The organism is Nonomuraea sp. 3-1Str (assembly GCF_031570565.1).
Classification (GTDB): Bacteria; Actinomycetota; Actinomycetes; order Streptosporangiales; family Streptosporangiaceae; genus Nonomuraea.
Map to the genome: position 1 here is coordinate 1 of NZ_JALHBK010000009.1, position 16471 is coordinate 16471.

Consider the following 16471-nt stretch of genomic DNA (forward strand, 5'->3'; position numbering starts at 1 on the left):
CGCTGCCGCCGATCACCACGTACGCCTCGGTGGAGGCGGTGTGCAGGTGCGGCGTGCCGCCCGCCAGGCCGTCGGCCGCGCAGACGCCGGAGTAGACCGACAACCGGCTGACCGACGTGCCGCCGGGGAACGTCATGCCGGCGCCTCCCCTGCGAGCGCCGCCCGGCCCCGCCCGGCCAGCAGCGCGGTGCCCTCCTCGCCCCGGTCGCCGTCGGCCACCACGACCGCGTACCGGAAGCGCAGCGTCTCGCCGTCCGGCAGCTCCAGCTCCTCGCTGAAGAACGGCGCCGGGCACAGGCAGGCGAACTCCTCGGTGCGCGCGAACCACTGCGGCGGATGCCGCGGGTTCGCGGTGTCGTCCACCATGACGATCGTGGAGTGGCCGCCGGTCCCGTCGTGCCGGCCGCGGAAGCCGAACCACTCGGCGCGGGTGCCGCGCAGCTCGTCGCCGCCGGCCCCGGCGGGCGACTGGATGACGCCTCCGGTGAACGATCTCGGGCCGCGCCAGAACAGGCCGCCGTAGCCGGCGTTCTCGCGGCCCTTCGTGGTCGGGGAGCCGAAGGCCAGCGGCGCGCCCGACACGTTCGTCATGGCCGTGTCGAACACCAGGGCCCACGTGGCGTCGTCGAGGACGGAGACCTCCAGCCCGCGCCGCTCCTCGATCACCGGGTCGCCGGCCTGCGAGGTCCAGGCGAGGGTGTGCCCGATCCCGGCCCGGACGCCCTGCGCCGTCAGGGTGGTCATCTCCTGGTGGGTGGCGCTGCCGTTGTTGTCGAGCTGCACGTAGAACCGCCCGTGGACGTACGTCGGGCCGCCCCAGAAGTTGTGCTCGCCCACGTGCGGCAGCGACCAGGCGATGCCCTTGTGCCAGACGTGGTCGTGCGGCCGGAACAGTGACACCTCCGCGCCGCCGAGCGTGCGGATCGGGTGCAGGTACGGCTTCGGCGACTCCAGCACGGGCGTGTCGGGCCGGTAGACGTAGGTGAGAAGCTGGACGCCGCCCGCCGAGACGGCGACCGACCGGCCGAGAGCGTGGTCGACCTGAAGGGTCACGGATTCCTCACCTTTTCCCAGGGTGTGCCCGTCCCGTCCATGCGTGGCGCGAACGGGTGATCGGGCGTGATCTGTCCACTGCGGACGCGCTCGCCGGTGAAGGCGGAGGCGTACAGGGCGGCGACGAACTCCATCGTCCGCCGGGCGTCGCCGACCGTGACGGGCGGCGCCTCGTCCCGGTCGAGGGCGTCGAGCACCGCCGCGAACCAGCCCTCGTGGCCGCTCGGCACGGTGGCGTGCTCGCGGTTCCACAGCGCGACGACGTCCTCGTGGCCGGGGGCCGGGGTGACGGTCCAGTCGTCGTCGGTGTAGCCGTACAGGTGCTCCACCTCGACGGTGGCGTGCTCGTAGTCGAAGCGCAGCTCGGAGGTCTGCCGCGGCGACACCACCGAGTTGACCACGGTGGCGACCGCGCCGCTGTCGAAGGTGACCAGCGCCATCGACACGTCCTCGGTGTCGACGTCGCGAGCCCGGCGGGCGGCGATCGCGGTCACCTCGCTCCACGGCCCGAGCACGGAGAGCAGCAGGTCGAACTGGTGGATGCCGTGCCCCATGGTCGGCCCGCCGCCCTCCTTCTCCCACGTGCCGCGCCAGGGCACCGCGAAGTACGCCTCGTCGCGGTACCACTGGGTGGCGCAGGTGGCCAGCAACGGCCGGCCCAGCTCGCCGGCGCCGGCCAGGCGGCGCAGCCGTACGGCGCCCGCCCCGAAGCGGTGCTGCAGGACGGTCGCGACGTGCGCGGACGAGCGGCGCTCCGCCTCCACGAGCGTGTCCATCTCGGCGAGCGACAGCGTCGGCGGTTTCTCCACCAGCGCCGTCACCCCCGCCTCCAGGCACTCCAGCGCCAGCGGCGCGTGCAGCTCGGGCGGGGTGCACAGGTGGACGAGGTCCACCTGCTCCTCGCGCAGCAGGTCGGTCAGGCTCGCGTGGACGCGGGGGATCTCCCACGTCCCGGCGAACGCCTCAGCCCGTTCGAGGTCCACGTCGACCGCGGCGGCGAGGTGTGCCCGGCCGCCCGAGCCGGTGACGGCGCGGGCGTGGGCGGTGGCGATCCCACCGGTGCCGACGATCGCGGACCGGTAGTTCCGTTGAGACAAGGTGAAGCTCCTGTGTGGGGTGGGCGTCAGGCGCCGTCGATCTCGGACTGCAGCTCGGTGATGAACGACTTGGCCGCCTGCTCGGGCGTCATCCGGTCGAACAGCACTTCCTCGGTGTGCCGCTTGATGATCGCCTCCAGGTTGCTGGCGCCGTTCGGGGTGACGCGCGGCGCGGTGCCGACCTTGAGGGTGTCGAGGTACTCGGCCGCGGCCTTGTCGGTCTCGGCCAGCTTGGGGGTGATGGCCGTCCGGATCCGCTTGTTGGCGGGCACGCCGCGGTCGGTCAGCAGGATGTTCGCCGCCTCCTCGTCGTTGGCGAGGAAGTCCACGAACAGCGCCGCCTCGGCCGGGTGCTTGCTGCGCGAGGAGATCGACCAGTACATGGACGACTTGTAGTAGGCGGCCGGGGACTTGGCCTGCGCCTCGCCGGGCAGTCCCAGCAGCTTCAGCTTCGACCCGCTGGCCGCGGTCAGCGAGGTGAGCTGGGTGTTCCACCAGGTGGCGAAGGCCGAGGTGTTGGTCGCCGTACCGGACTGGTCCAGCGCGGAGCCGGCCCGCTCGATGGTCACCGACGGCGGCGGGGTGACGCCCTGCTTGGCCAGGTCACGGATGTAGGTCCAGTAGGAGGTCAGCACCTCCGGCGGGACCGCCACCTTGCCGTCGGCGTCGAACAGGGCGGCGCCGGCCTGGCGGGCCCAGACGTTCAGGCCGCCCGCCTCGAAGCCGAGGGACTGGACGCCGCTGACCTTGCCGCCGCTGGCCTTCGACACCTCGGCGCCGACCGTCCTCAGGTCCTCCCACGACCAGCTCGCGTCGTCGGGCAGCTTGACCTTGTACGTGTCGAGCAGGCCGGTGTTGACCACCATCGCGTACGCGGACAGGCCGACGGGCAGCGCGTACTGCTTGCCCTTGACGACGCCGGTGTCCAGCGCGGACTTGTCGAAGTCGGCGGTCTTGAGGTTCTTGGCGGCCGTGCCCAGGTCGAGCAGCGCGCCGCGCTCGGCGTACGACGACAGGTACAGCTCGTCCATCTGGATGACGTCGGGCGCGTCGTTGGCGGCGACGGTGGTGGCCAGGCTCTCCCAGTAGCCGTTCCAGTCCTTGAACTCGCCCTTGACCGTGATGTTCGGGTGCTTCTTCTGGAACAGGTCGATGACCTGCTGGGTGCGTTTGTGCCGCTCGTCGGCGCCCCACCAGGTGAAGCGCAGGGTGACGGGCTTGTCCGACAACTCCTGGCTCGCGGCGCCGCCGCCGCTGCCGCAGGCGCCGAGCATGAGCACGGCCGCCGTGGCCAGTGCCGCCGCCCGGAGCGGGCGGCCGATGCGTGAGTCTCGCATGAGGGTTCCTTCGAGGGGGTCACTTGCCGCCGGTGGTCGCGATGCCCCGGATGAGGTACCGCTGGCCGACGAGGAAGGCGAGGAAGACGGGGGCCAGGGACACGACGCTCATCGCGAACATGGACCCCCAGGAGGTGGCGACCGTCGAGTCGACGAACGAGCGCAGCGCCACCGGGACGGTGTACATCTCCGGGTCGGTCAGGTAGATGAGCTGGCTGAAGAAGTCGTTCCACGTCCAGATGAAGGTGAAGATGACCGTGGTGGCGAGGGCCGGCAGCATGAGCGGCAGGATGATCCGCACGAAGATCCGCGGATGGCCGCAGCCGTCGATGCGGGCCGCCTCGTCCAGCTCGCGCGGCAGGCCGCGGATGAACTGCACCATGAGGAAGACGAAGAACGCGTCGGTGGCGAGGAACTTCGGCACCACCAGCGGGAGGAACGTGTTCACCCAGTCGAGCTGGGAGAACAGGATGTACTGCGGGACGATGATCACGTGGATCGGCAGCATGATGGTGCCGAGCATGATCGCGAACCACAGGCGCTTGCCGGTGAAGTCGAGGCGGGCGAAGGCGTAGGCCGCCATCGAGCACGACACCAGGTTGCCGATGATGCAGGCCAGCACGAGGATCGCGGAGTTGAGCAGGTAGTGGCCGAAGGGCGCGGTCAGCGCGTTCCAGCCCTCGGTGTAGTTCTGCGTCTGGAGGCTGTCGAGGACCAGGCCGGGGCGGCGGAAGATCTCGTTGTTGGGCCGCAGCGAGCTGACGACCATCCACAGCACCGGGTAGAGCATGACCAGCGCGAGCGCGATGAGGCCGGCGTGCTTGAGCACGGTGCGCACGGCGTGGCCGAGGTGGAGGGGGCGGCGGGGGTCAGTCATCGTAGACCACCCAGAACTTGGCGGCCCAGAAGTTGACCGCGGTGAACCCGGCGATGATCACCAGGAGCAGCCAGGCGAGCGCCGACGCGTAGCCCATGTCGAAGTTGCCGAATCCCCGCTGGTAGAGGTACAGGGTGTAGAAGAGCGTCGAGTTGGACGGCCCCCCGCTGCCGCCGGAGACCACGAACGCCTGGGTGAACGACTGGAACGCGTGGATGATCTGGAGCACGAGGTTGAAGAACACGATCGGTGACAGCAGCGGGATCGTGATCCGCCGGAACTGGGTCCACCTGCTCGCGCCGTCCGTGGCGGCGGCCTCGTAGTACATCACGGGGATCTGCCGCAGCCCCGCCAGGAAGATCACCATCGGCGCCCCGAACGTCCACACGTTGAGCACGATGAGCGTGGACAGGGCCGTGCCGGGGTCGGAGATCCACCCGCGCCCCTCCACGCCGAACACCCCGAGCACCTGGTTGAACAGGCCCTCCGCGCCGAAGATCTGCCGCCACAGGACGGCGATGGCGACGCTCGACCCGAGCAGCGACGGCAGGTAGAACGCCGACCGGTAGAAGGGCAGTCCGCGCAGCCCGCGGTCCAGCAGCAGCGCGAGGCCGAGGGCGCAGGCGAGCTGGAGCGGCACCGAGACGAGCACGTAGGTCAGCGTCACGCCGAGCGCCTTGTGCAGGCGGGTGTCGGCCAGCATGCGGGTGAAGTTGTCCACGCCGTTGAAGACGGGCGGCTGGATCAGGTTGTAGTCGGTGAACCCGAGCACCAGGGACGCGGCGATCGGGCCCGCGGTGACGACCAGCAGGCCGACGAACCAGGGCGCCAGGAACAGGTAGGCGGCCTTGTTGTCCTTCCTGTCGCCGACCTTCCTGTCGCGACCGCCGGTGCCGTCCGCGCCGGTACGGCCCGCGCCGCCGCGTCCGCCGGAGAGGGTGCCGCCGCTGCCTTTGCGCATGCGCTGGAGCTCGCCGAGAGCGCTCATGCGGCCCTCCTCGACGTGATCATGGGGGAACCTCCTGCCACGGCGAGCGGGCGCGCTTCGCCGTTGGGAAAACGTATTCCGCAGTTTGCACGGCTGTTACAGCAGCGTCAAGAGTTGTTCCGGAGAGTGGCCCCAACCGGGCACTCCCGGACATACCACCCGGCAGGGACGCGGGTGCGGCGCGTGGACGGGCGCTTCGGCCGGCTAGCGGGTGCTCTCCCGGACAACGAGCTCCCCGCGTACGACCAGCCGCCGGAGCCGGGGCGTCCTGGCCAGAGCGAGGCGGATCGACAGCGCGCCGACCCGGGCGAGCGGCAGCGACACGGTCGTCAGCCGTGGCGTCACGTCGCTCGCGAGCTGGATGTCGTCCACCCCCGTCACCGACACGTCCTCGGGAACGGCCACGCCGGCGGCCCGGAAAGCCGACAACGCGCCGATGGCGATGACGTCGTTGACGGCCAGGACCGCGTCCGTCCCGGCCATTCCCGAGGCGGCCAGCCGGGCCGCCGCGTCGAATCCGCCCTGACGGCTGACTTCGCATTCGACAATGCGAATGTCGCGCTCGTCGACGCCGCCTTCCCTGAGCCCTTGGACAATTCCGGCGACACGGGCCGACATGCTCATGCGCGCGTGATTTCCGGCGAATATCGCGACGCGCCGGTGGCCGGACCGCGCGGCGAACGCGCCGGCCGCGCGGCCCGCGCCGTGGTCGTCGAAGCCGATGGAGCTGAACGGCATGTCGGTGCCGCCGACGATGACGATCCGGCCGCCTTCGCGCTCGTAGGCGAGCAGTTCCTTCAGCAGCCGCCCGCCGAGCGCGCCGGCCTCGAAGCGGCTGGAGGTGAGGACGAGCGCGCGGGGGCGCAGCGCCCGGAGCTGCCGGACGGTGTCGAGCTGCCGCTCCGGCGTGGCGCGGGTCGAGGAGACCGTCACGAAGGCCCCGGCCATGCTGGCCCGGCGCTCCATGGCGGCCACGATGATGCCCATGGACGGGGTGGTGAGGTCGTCGGCGACCAGGGCGACGGAGTCGCTGCCGCGCCGCATCGCCCGCGCGGAGGCGTCCACCGTGTAGCGCAGGGCCGCGGCAGCCGCGAGGACGCGCGCCTCGTACTCGGGGGCGACCTTGCGGGAGCCGCCGCCCAGCACCCGGGAGGCGGTGGCCACCGAGACGCCGGCCGCCGCCGCCACGTCGTGCAGCGTGACCGTGGGTCTCGCCGCGTGGGGCATGCGCCGTCCCTCTCCTCCGCCTCGTGCCTCAGGCCGACGACGAACGATACTGGAACGCCCGGCGGCACGGGACATGGGCATCGGAATCGGCTCGTGGGCGGACCGGCGCGGCGAATGCGAAGGCCGCTCCCGCTTCCACGGTCACGTCTTTCGGTAAAGGCTCGGGAGGGCAGGAGGACGCCTTTCGGATAAAGGCTCGGAGAGGCGGGAGGACGCCTTTCGGGTAAAGGCTCACGGGCGGCGGGCGGACGTTTCTCTCGCCATTCTCCCGGCGAAACTCCGGCCACCCGCCGCTACGGCGCCCGCCGGCACACACGACGACCACGACACCGCTCCCCGAGCGCAACGCCTGCCGGTACCCGTACCAGGTGCCGGGCCGGCTGCTCGGTCTGATCGCCCTGACCCCTTCACCCGCAAGATCTCAACAGGTATGGTCGGACCCGTACTCGAAGAAAAGTTTCACCCCTGGAGGGACAGTGGGCAAGAAGCTTCAGTTGCTGGCATTACCGGTGGCGGCCATCGCGCTGGCCACCCTGACCAGCAGCCCGGCCCAGGCGGCGGACGGCTACGACCGCTGCCATGCCGGCTACTACTGCCTGTTCTCCGGCCTCGACGGCTCCGGCGACATCATCGAGCTCAAGAGCGACACCCCCGACCTGGCCGCGCTGAACATGGCGAGCCGGTCCAAGTCCGACTGGAACCGCACGAGCTCGTACATCCACCTGTACTCCGGGGCGAACTACGGCGGCTGCTCAGCCGTGACCTCACCCGGCGGCAAGGGCAACTTCTACAGCGCCTTCCGTGACTTCTTCAACTCCGTCCGCGTCGGCGGCCCGAACGGCCCGGGCTGCGAGGTGACGCTCGCCCGCTCGGTCACCGACTCGCACGGCTGACCCGGCTCCAGGCCAGGCCCGGCGGCGCGCGAGGGGGCACGCGCGCCGCCGGGCCGCAGTCCCGGAAGAGGCGTCCCGCCGGCCGGCGGCCGGCGCCTCCGGCAGCGAGCCGAGGCCCGGCGGCTCAGGCGGTGACGACCGAGGCGTCCTCCCCCACCTGGGTGTCCTCCCCCAGCAGCGCGAGGACGACGGCCGTGTCGAGCAGCAGCGCGGGGATGAGGCGGGGGCGGGACAGCGCCAGCACGGCCGCGACCTCCCCGGCGTGCTCGGGCTCGACCAACGGCACGGGCAGCGTGGCGGCAGTGGCGGCGGCCCTGGCGAGCACCTGGTCGCGCGCCGCGGTGTACGCGTCGCCACGGGCGAGCGGCCCGAGCCGCTCCCACACACCGAGCATGAGGCCGGGCCAGGTGCCGAGCGCGCGGTAGTAGCTCAGCACCCGGGGATGGTCGTGCAGGGCGCGGATCTCCTGGTAGACGCGGGCGAGGTCCTCTTCCGGCTCCGACGGGTCCGGCGCGATGGTGACCGCCTCGGGCGGCACGCCGCGCGGTCCTGGACCCTCCACCGGCGTCCGGCCGTCGAGGGCGAGGGACGCGGGCGCCCCCACGGTGACCCCGCGGTACCAGCAGGAGGCGAGCAGCAGCAGCTCGGGCAGCAGCCGGTGGAAGGTGACCGTGTAGCGCCGGACCCGGTCGAGGTCGGCGTCCGCGGTGAGCAGCGCCGGGTCGGGGCCGGGGAGCAGCCCGCCCGGCACGCCGAGCCCGGCCGCCGCCCGCCTGAACTCCGGCGAGCCGATGACCGGCTTGAACCGGTCCCAGGCCGGGACGAGATAGCCGGGGTAGTTGGCCAGCGCCTGGAAGATGGGGCTGACGAACGGGACGCCGAGGTATCCGGGCACCTCCCCGATCACCCTGGCGGCCTCGGGGCTCAGCTCCGGCCCGGCGGACAGTGACGGCAGCAGCGCGGCGCCGCGGGCGGCGTCGGCCCGCTCGGTCGTGATGACCGGCTCCTTGGCGGGGGTGGCGCCGGCGAACCGGCGCCGCTCCTCCCCCGTCCGCGGACCGACGGAGGGGAAGGTGCGGGGGTCGCGGGAGGAGTCGCTGCCAGGCTGCATACAACGTAGAGTACAAATTAGGATCCAACGCATCAAGAGGCTGTCGCAGCACGGACCACCCCCACGGCGACCGGGTGAGCCGCCCGCCCCTTGGACGGCGCTCTCTCAGGACAGGTAGAAGCCCGCGGGCATGCGCAGCGCGTCGAGGCGGCGGCTCGCCGCCGCCTGGACGTCCTCGACGTGCGTGCGCGCCTCGCGCTCGGCGCCCGCGCGATCGCGGCGCAGCAGGGCCGCGATGATGCGTTTGTGACCCTCCACGCAGGTGACGATCTCGTCGCCGGTGAAGACGGCGGCCATGTTGTACGTGACGCCGAAGTCGCGGTTGCGCAGCCACTCGCCGAGCAGCCGCCCGTTGCCCGACGCCTGGACGATGGCGTGGTGGAAGTCGCGGTTCATGCGGCCCAGCTCGGCGCGGGGACGGCGCTCGTACTCCTCGACCGGGGCGTCGTAGAACGCGGCGATGCGGGCGAGCTGCTCCTCGGAGGCGCGCACGGCGGTCAGGCCGGTCGCCATGGACTCCAGGGCGCAGCGCACCTCGTAGATCTCGCGGATCTCGTCGGGCGTGTGCTCGCGCACGACCCAGCCCTGGCGTTCGCGGACCACGAGCCCCTGGTCGGCCAGGCGCATCAGCGCGACGCGGACGGGCGTGCGGCTGCTGTTGAGGCGGGCGGCGACCTCGTCCTCGGGCAGGCGCTGGTTGGGGCGGTAGACGCCTTCGAGGATCGCGGCGCGGATGTGCTCGTACGCCTGGTCGCCGAGGGACTCGCCGCTGCCGGCGCGCGGTCTTCTCCGTCGCGCCGCGGGCTCCTCCACGCGTGCCTTCCCAGGTCGCTCGGCCATCAGTCCTCCGGTCCGTCGCCCCGCGGGCCCTTCACGAAGATTCTCACAGACTGTATGCCGAAGCCGGAACCCGCGCCAACGCGCCCGTGACCGGCCGGCCCGTCGGCGGAGCGCGCCGGCGCGGCGGTCGTACAGGCGCGCCGGCGCGCGGGCCGGTGAGACGGGCGGGCCGCTCAGGCAACCGGGCCACTCGGGGAGGGGGGCCGCTCAGGGAGGGGGGCCGCTCAGGCGCGGGCCATGACGACGCTCGCCGCGGTGTCCCCGTGCAGGCCGCGGCCGTCCGTGTGCCCCGCCAGGCCCTCGCGTACGGCCCGGTGCAACGCCTCGCGGTGGGCGGCGACGTACGGTGCCACGGCCGAGAACCCGAACAGGCAGCACAGCGCGTCCGGCCCGCCCGGCAGGGTGACCGGCACCGTCCACTCGTGCCGCTCGACCTCGGTGAACCCGACCTCCTCCACCAGGGCGGCGACCTCCTCCCCCGCCAGCGACCACGGCTCCTCGAACAGCTCCGCCTGCTCCGGGCCGAGCACGGCGGCCACCGCGTCACGCAGCGCGCGGAACAGCGGGTTGCGCGCCAGAGGCAGCCAGGTGACGACGGCGATCCGCGCGCCCGGCCGGGCGGCCCTGCGCATTTCCGCCAGGGCCGCCCGCCGGTCCGGCACGAACTGCAGCACCTGCTGCGCGGTGACGACGTCGAACGCCTCGTCGGACACGTGCAGCGGCGCGGCCCCGCACTCGACGTACTGGACCGAGGCTGACTGGACCGGCGCGGGGTCCTCTCGGGCGAGTGTGAGCATGGCCGGGCTGGGGTCGGTGCCGACGACCGCGCCCCCTGGACCCACGGCCGCCGCGAGCACGCGCGCCACCGTCCCCGGCCCGGTGCCGACGTCGAGCGCCCGCGCCCCGGGCTCGGGCGCCAGCGCGGCGACCAGCCGTTCCGCCCACGGGCCGAAGATCCCCGGCACCAGCACCTCCTGGTACGGCCGGACCCGCTCCACACCGCCCGCCTCGAACGCCGGCCCCGGCCCCGCGCCCCTGCCCGACCTGGTCGCCCGCTCCAGCGTCACGGCCAGGTGGTCCACCTCGTCGGACGTGTTGTACAGGTAGAACGACGACCGGATGGCCGCAGGGATGCCGAAGCGGCTGCACGCGAGCTGGGCGCAGTGGTGGCCGGAACGCACCGCGATGCCCGCCTCATCCAGGTCGGTCCGCAACCGCTGGAGCGGGACGCCGTCCACCACGAACGACAGCAGCGGCAGCCGGTCCACACCGTCCGCCGGCCCGATGAACCGGATGCCGGGCACCCGCCCGAGCCGGTCCAGCGCGTACTCGACCAGGGCCTGGTCGTGCGCGGCGATCGCGTCCATGCCGATCTCGGTCAGGAAGTCGCAGGCCGCGCCCAGCCCGACGGCCTGCGCGACCGGCGGCGTGCCCGCCTCGAACTTGAGCGGCGGCGCGGCGTACCGCATGGCGTCGACGCTGACCGTCTCGATCATCTCACCGCCGCCGAGGAACGGCGGCAGCGCCTCCAGCAGCTCGTGCCTGCCCCACAGCACGCCGATCCCGGTCGGCCCGCACATCTTGTGCCCGGAGAACGCCACGAAGTCCGCGCCCAGCGCGGTCACGTCCACCGGGAGGTGCGGCACCGACTGCGCCGCGTCCACCACCAGCAGGGCGCCGACCTCGGCGGCGCGGGCGGCGATGGGCGCGATCGGGTTGACGGTGCCGAGGATGTTGGAGGCGTGCACGACCGCCATCACCCTCGTCCGCTCGGTCACCACGTCGGCCAGGCGGGACAGGTCGAGGCGGCCGTCGTCGGTGATGCCCAGGTAGCGCACGGTCGCGCCGGCCCGCTCGGCGAGCAGCCGCCACGGGATGAGGTTGGAGTGGTGCTCCATCTCGGTCAGCACGATCTCGTCGCCGGGGCCGACGCGAAGTCCCTCGCCGGCCCACATGAGGGAGTTCGCCAGGAGGTTGACGGCCTCGGTGGCGTTCTTGGTGAAGACGATCTCCTCGGGGCGGGACGCGCCGACGAAGGCGGCCACGGTGCGGCGGGCCCCCTCGTACAGCTCGGTCGCCTCGACGGCCAGGCGGTAGACGCCGCGGTGGACGTTGGCGTTGGCGCGCGTGTAGTAGTGGGCCAGGGCGTCGAGCACCGCGGCGGGTTTCTGCGTGGTGGCGGCGCTGTCGAGGTAGACGAGTGGGCGGGAGCCGTCAGCCGGTGTCTCGAAGAACGGGAATGCCTTCCGAATCGACTCGACGTCGATCGCCATCGTGGCCTCCTCTGCCGTGCGGTGTAGCGGCAGTGTCGCCCGGGCCGGCGGGCGCGGATCCAACTGGAGTTGCGCCACCTGGAGCCCACGATGTCCTCCGTACGATAGCCGGGCTCCGGCCGCGGGCGCGGTGCCGGCGGGCGGCAGGAAACGGCCGCCGTTTCTGGCCGTCGGCCGTTCGTGATCTGGCGCCTAACCTGGCCGCATGGCCGGCGATTACTTGGTCGACGGAGCGCGGATCATGGCCATGCGCCGTGCGCGCGGTCTGTCCCGGCGGGTCCTGGCCGACCTCGTGGGGTGCAGCGAGGAGTGGCTGCGGCTCGTCGAGAAGGGGGTGCGGCCGCTGGACCGGCTGTCCACCCTCATGCGCATCGCCGGTGTCCTGCGGGTCGTGGACATGTCGGAGCTGGTCGGCGGTCCCATCGCGCTGCCCGCCGTGACAGGGCCCGCCGGGTCGGGGTCCGCCGTTTCTGGGTCCGCCATGGCGGGGCCCGGCGGGCACGCGGGCGGGGGCTCCGGCGGGGCGGACGAGATGGGGCTCGCGCTGCTGTTCCCCCGCCGTCCCGCGGAGGGCGAGGCGGCCGCGGGCGTCCACCGGGTGCGCCGGCACGTGACGGCGGCCTGGGAGGTGTGGCGGCGGTCGCCGCGCCGCTACACGGAGCTGCGCCGCGACCTGCCCGGCCTGCTGGTCATGGCGGACGCCACGGCCCGCCGCGAACCTGAGACGGACCGGGCCCAGGCGGGGGTGGAGCTGGGGCGGGTGTACCGGCTGTTCGCGACCGTGCTGCGGGGGTGCGGGGAGCACGCGCTGGCCCTGCTGGCGGCGGACCGGGCGGTGTCGGCCGCGCCGGGCGACCCCTCGGCCGCGGCGCTGGCGCGGGCGGAGACGGCCGAGGTCCTGGTGCGGCTGGGCCGCCCGGCCGACGCCCGCCGCGTCGCCCTGACGGCCGCCGACCTCGCCGCCGAGGCGCCGGGACCGCCAGGCGTGGGCGGGACCCGTACGGAGGACGGATCGGAGCGCCGGTCGGCCGTGGGGGCGTGCCTGCTCGCGGCGGCGCTCGCCGCGGCGGCGGAGAACGACCTGCTGGGCGCCGAGGAGCTGCTGAACCGCGCCCGCAGGCTCGCCGGCCGGCTCGGCGAGGACCGCGACGACTTCCTGGTGGAGCTGGACCTGCGCGCCGCTTCGGCCGCGGTCCGCGTGGGCCGCCACCGCCAGGCCCTGCGGCTGGCGGAGGGCATCGACCCGGCCCGCCTGTCCACGCGGGACCGCCGGGTCCGGCAGCTCCTCACGCTGGCGACCGCCCACGCCGGGGAGCGCGACCCGCGCGCCGCCGCCGCCCTGCTCCGCAAGGTCGCGGAGACCTGCCCGGAGGAGCTGAAGCACGGCGCGCGGGCGGTGCGGCTGCTCGCGGAGCTGCGACTCCTCGACTGCGCCACCACCCAGGGCGAGCTCCGCGAGCTCACCCGCCTCACCGCCTGACCGGCCTGCGAAGACCCGCGAAGACCCGCGAGCGCGAGGGGCGCCGCGAGCCGCGGCGCCCCTCCTCAGGACCTCAGTAGCGTTCGGCGGCTCCCGAGTTGATCTCGATGAGCCCCAGCGTGGCGTTCTGGTACGCCGTGATGTCGGCCCCGGGCGGCCCGGTCAGCACGGTCCGGGAGTGACGGGCGGCGGCGCCGACCGTGCGCAGCCCGAGCCGGTCCAGGACGAAGCTGCGCACCGCCGTGGCCGCGTTGACGCGCCGGCTGCCCAGGTTGAGGTACGTGCCCAGCAGCTCGGCCCGCAGCGCGCGCGGCTGCGGCAGCGGCGGCATCAGCGCGGCCGACACCTCCTGCTGCGAGAGCCGCCCGTCCGGCACGGAGCCGTCGGCCCCGTCGAAGCGGGTGTCGGTGGCCTGCACTCGGGCCAGCAGCTCGGGCGTCCGCAGCGAGGCCAGCACCGCCCACACCGTGGACGGCCGCGGGTCGCGGCTCGGCGTCACCTCGGTGACCGTCGAGGTGGCCGAGGCGGTCACCGGGGCGTACGAGCAGCCGTTCGCGTTGACGTACACGACCTTGGCCTGTCCGGTCTGCGCCGTGCCGCCGGTGACGAGCAGGCTGGAGCGGGTGGTGAACCGCACGGCCGCCGTCGCCCCCGGCTCCACCGGCCCGAGCCGCCAGGTCAGCGTGCCCCCGGAGACCTCCGTCGGCCGGGGCCCGCTCCCCTGGTCGAGGGCGGTGCTGTAGTACACCTCGTCGGGCAGGGCGTAGGTGAGCGTGACGCCGGTGGCGGCGGCGCCGCCGGTGTTGCGAACGGTCAGGGTGGTGGTCGCGGCCTCCCCGGCACCGGCGGTGGGGGTCGCGGTCGCGGCCAGGGTGAGGTGGGGCGCCCTGACGGTGCTGCGCGCCGTGCTCGTGTTGTCGGACGTGTCGGTCTCGGGCCCGCCGGCGAGGTTCTGGGCCTGGACGGTGGCGCTGTTGGTCAGGGACGAGCCGTCGTCGGCCGTGCAGGGCACGAGGTAGGCGAACGTCTCGGTGTGGTCCGCGCCGGGGGCGAGGGTCGTCCGCCGCCGCTCCGCCGTGGTGCCGTCCGGGAAGGTGTCGGTCACCCGTACGGCCGCCGCGGTCCCCCGGCCCTCGTTGTGCACCCGCACGGTGTAGGTGAGGGTGTCGCCGGGCAGCGCCTCGGCCTTGTCCACGGTCTTGGCCGCGGTGACGTCCGGGTCGTAGAAGTCACGCAGGGCCAGCTCGGCCCCGAGCACGGCCGGGAACGCGATCTCGGTGCCCGACGGCGAGGACGCCGCCGCGCCCGCGTCCTTGGAGCCCACCGCGCGGTACTTGAGGGTCCCCCAGTCGTCGTGGCCGGTCAGGGTGGTGGCGCGACCGGTGTCGCCGGGCCCGGGGGCCGTGTTGCAGGCGTCGCCGCCGTTGAGGATGGCGTCGCCGACGTTCTCGTCGTTGCCGGAGGGCATCGTGGTGAGGACGCCGTCCGTGCCGGCGAGGACGCAGACGTCGTCGTCGGAGTTGATGTCGGCCGCGACGGGAGCGGGGTCGATCACCGGAGTGCCGGCCACGACGTTGTCGTTCCAGTTCAGCGCGCCGGCTCCGGGACCGAACAGCTGGTTTCCGCCGGGGAGCCGCCAGCGGGTGAAGTCCTCGCCGTCGGCGATGCCGTCCGCCTCCACGAGCGCGGTCCTGTCGAGCGCGGCCAGCGACTGGCGCGAGTAGTCGAGGCGCCGCGGCAGCGGCTCGGGGCCCGTGGGGATGCCGATGGGGTCGAAGGCGTAGTTCATGACGCTGAGGTAGTTGGGCTTGAAGTTGGTGCGGTCCGTGCCGCCGTGCGGGAGGCCGAGGGCGTGGCCGAGCTCGTGCATGATGCTGCCGGACTGGTCGCGTACGGTCCCCACGTCCGCGTCGGCGGCCCCGGTGCCCTTCTTCAGGATCTGCCGGTCGTCGGTGCCCGGCTTGACCTCGGTGTCGCAGGCGCGGTCGGTGCCGACGAGCACGTCCTCGCCCATCTTCACGTCGGTGGAGGCGGGCGTCGTGTCGAGCGTCCCGTTGTCGCCGGGGGCGACGCAGACCGTGCGCCAGCCGCCGAGGGTGACGATGAAGTCCTTGCCTCCGCGGTCCGTCTCGCAGCACCGGCCGGAGCTCAGCCCGCCGGACGTGAGCTGGTGGCCGAAGATCGCGTAGTGGGCGTACGGGGCGAGCAGCGGGCTGAAGTTCGCGTTGCGGGCGGCTCGGTAGGCCGCGTCCAGGCCCATGACGGTCTGCTCGGGGATCGGCTTGCCCGCCACGTGCACGAAGTCGACGCCCTGCGCGGTGGTGAAGCCGGGGTACGGGCAGGGCGACACGGGATCGACCGGCCCGTCCTCGAAGGCCCGCTCGACCTCCTCGATCGCCGCGTCCTTCGGCTCGTGGCTGTGCCCGTCGGCGGCGCCGGTCATGTAGTCGATCTGCACGACGACCGTCTTGCGGCAGGGGTTCGCGCCCATGGCCTTGAGGTCGTACCGCATCGAGCCGTCCTTGTCGCGCACGCCGAACCGCTCGATGACGTCGTAGATGCCGTCGCCGTCGATGTCGGGCAGGGGGGTCAGCCGCTCGATCTTCACGCCGACGGTGAGGGCGACGCCGTCGTTGGTGTCGGGGAAGTTCGGGTCGCCGTCACCGGTGATGCGCTCCTGGCCGGGAGTGATGAGGTCGCCGGGGGCGGTCCAGGTGTCGGTGCCGATGTCGTACTGCAGGTCGAGGTCGTCGTCCTGGTTCTGGGGGCTGATGTCCATGTGGTCGTCGCCGAAGTTGGTGCCGTCGTCGTAGTCCCACAGCCGCACCAGGACCGGCACGGTGGTCCTGTCGTCGGGCACCTGCACGTCCTGGGTGAAGACCCACGGGTCGGGGAAGTTGCTCGGGTCGAACACGTCGTCCTGGACGTACGGCTTCCGCAGCAGGGGACCGTCGCCGATGCGGATCTCGGGGAAGTAGTCGCCGTCGCCGCCGTCGTCGTCGGGGTTCTCTCCCTGCTGGATCCAGGTGATGGAGAGCTTCAGCCGGACGTCGGTCGCGGCCTTGGCCGGCGCGGCCACGGCGGCCAGCGCGGCCGTGACCAGCAGCAACGCGGCGAGGATCGCGAGCGCTCTGGCCCGGACCGTCCCGCCGGAGTGAGGATGCATGACAATTCCCCCTGCCATCTGATGTGACTGTGGCAAGGATTCAGAAGGGGGAGTTCCGGCGCCTGAGTAGCCCTCCCCTCGGATGAGGCTTTGCCGGGAATTAGGGCGGTGCCGGGATATCCCGCACCG

At 73.0% G+C, this 16471-nt stretch carries 12 protein-coding genes and 1 pseudogene; 2 read left to right on the top strand and 11 right to left on the bottom strand.

What is annotated here, in order from left to right; all coding sequences use genetic code 11:
• Positions 1–132 precede the first annotated feature (132 nt).
• The 6 genes from MTP10_RS16320 to MTP10_RS16345 all read right to left on the bottom strand — a co-directional run bounded on the left by MTP10_RS16320 (position 133) and on the right by MTP10_RS16345 (position 6579).
• Positions 133–1053: a PmoA family protein gene (locus MTP10_RS16320; protein ID WP_310710214.1), complete on the bottom strand. Its 921-nt coding sequence runs from the start codon at positions 1051–1053 to the stop codon at positions 133–135.
• Positions 1050–2150 (bottom strand): Gfo/Idh/MocA family oxidoreductase, encoded by a 1101-nt coding sequence (locus tag MTP10_RS16325; RefSeq protein WP_310710215.1) that lies wholly within the window; start codon positions 2148–2150, stop codon positions 1050–1052. The genes MTP10_RS16320 and MTP10_RS16325 overlap by 4 nt, the downstream gene beginning before the upstream one ends.
• A 26-nt stretch (positions 2151–2176) precedes the next feature.
• Entirely contained in the window at positions 2177–3487 is a 1311-nt protein-coding gene (locus MTP10_RS16330) for an extracellular solute-binding protein (RefSeq protein WP_310710218.1), read from the bottom strand.
• A gap of 19 nt (positions 3488–3506) precedes the next feature.
• Positions 3507–4364 (bottom strand): carbohydrate ABC transporter permease, encoded by an 858-nt coding sequence (locus MTP10_RS16335; protein ID WP_310710220.1) that lies wholly within the window; start codon positions 4362–4364, stop codon positions 3507–3509.
• Positions 4357–5352, bottom strand: coding sequence for a sugar ABC transporter permease (locus MTP10_RS16340; RefSeq protein WP_310710222.1), 996 nt, complete (start codon positions 5350–5352; stop codon positions 4357–4359). The genes MTP10_RS16335 and MTP10_RS16340 overlap by 8 nt, the downstream gene beginning before the upstream one ends.
• 204 nt (positions 5353–5556) lie before the next feature.
• Positions 5557–6579, bottom strand: a complete 1023-nt coding sequence (locus MTP10_RS16345; protein ID WP_310710224.1) for a LacI family DNA-binding transcriptional regulator — start codon at positions 6577–6579, stop codon at positions 5557–5559.
• Positions 6580–7055: 476 nt separating this feature from the next.
• Here MTP10_RS16345 and MTP10_RS16350 point away from each other — a divergent pair, with 476 nt between their 5' ends.
• Positions 7056–7472: a peptidase inhibitor family I36 protein gene (locus MTP10_RS16350; RefSeq protein WP_310710227.1), complete on the top strand. Its 417-nt coding sequence runs from the start codon at positions 7056–7058 to the stop codon at positions 7470–7472.
• 124 nt (positions 7473–7596) lie between these two features.
• Here the strand turns inward: MTP10_RS16350 and MTP10_RS16355 are convergent, their stop codons facing one another.
• From MTP10_RS16355 to MTP10_RS41975, 4 genes and pseudogenes are all read right to left on the bottom strand, one after another.
• Positions 7597–8583, bottom strand: a complete 987-nt coding sequence (locus MTP10_RS16355) for a halocarboxylic acid dehydrogenase DehI family protein (RefSeq protein ID WP_310710228.1) — start codon at positions 8581–8583, stop codon at positions 7597–7599.
• Between the two features lie 105 nt (positions 8584–8688).
• Positions 8689–9423: a GntR family transcriptional regulator gene (locus tag MTP10_RS16360; RefSeq protein WP_310710230.1), complete on the bottom strand. Its 735-nt coding sequence runs from the start codon at positions 9421–9423 to the stop codon at positions 8689–8691.
• A gap of 224 nt (positions 9424–9647) precedes the next feature.
• Positions 9648–10490 (bottom strand): class I SAM-dependent methyltransferase, encoded by an 843-nt coding sequence (locus MTP10_RS41970; RefSeq protein ID WP_397334471.1) that lies wholly within the window; start codon positions 10488–10490, stop codon positions 9648–9650.
• Positions 10467–11696: pseudogene (locus tag MTP10_RS41975) on the bottom strand (aminotransferase class V-fold PLP-dependent enzyme); the annotation flags it as partial. The pseudogene MTP10_RS41975 and the gene MTP10_RS41970, both read right to left, overlap by 24 nt.
• 205 nt (positions 11697–11901) lie before the next feature.
• Between MTP10_RS41975 and MTP10_RS16370 the strand changes: the two are divergent.
• Entirely contained in the window at positions 11902–13176 is a 1275-nt protein-coding gene (locus tag MTP10_RS16370; RefSeq protein WP_310710234.1) for a helix-turn-helix transcriptional regulator, read from the top strand.
• Between the two features lie 73 nt (positions 13177–13249).
• Here the strand turns inward: MTP10_RS16370 and MTP10_RS16375 are convergent, their stop codons facing one another.
• A complete protein-coding gene (locus MTP10_RS16375) occupies positions 13250–16342 on the bottom strand; it encodes a CARDB domain-containing protein (RefSeq protein ID WP_310710236.1) in 3093 nt (1030 codons plus the stop codon).
• Positions 16343–16471 lie beyond the last annotated feature (129 nt).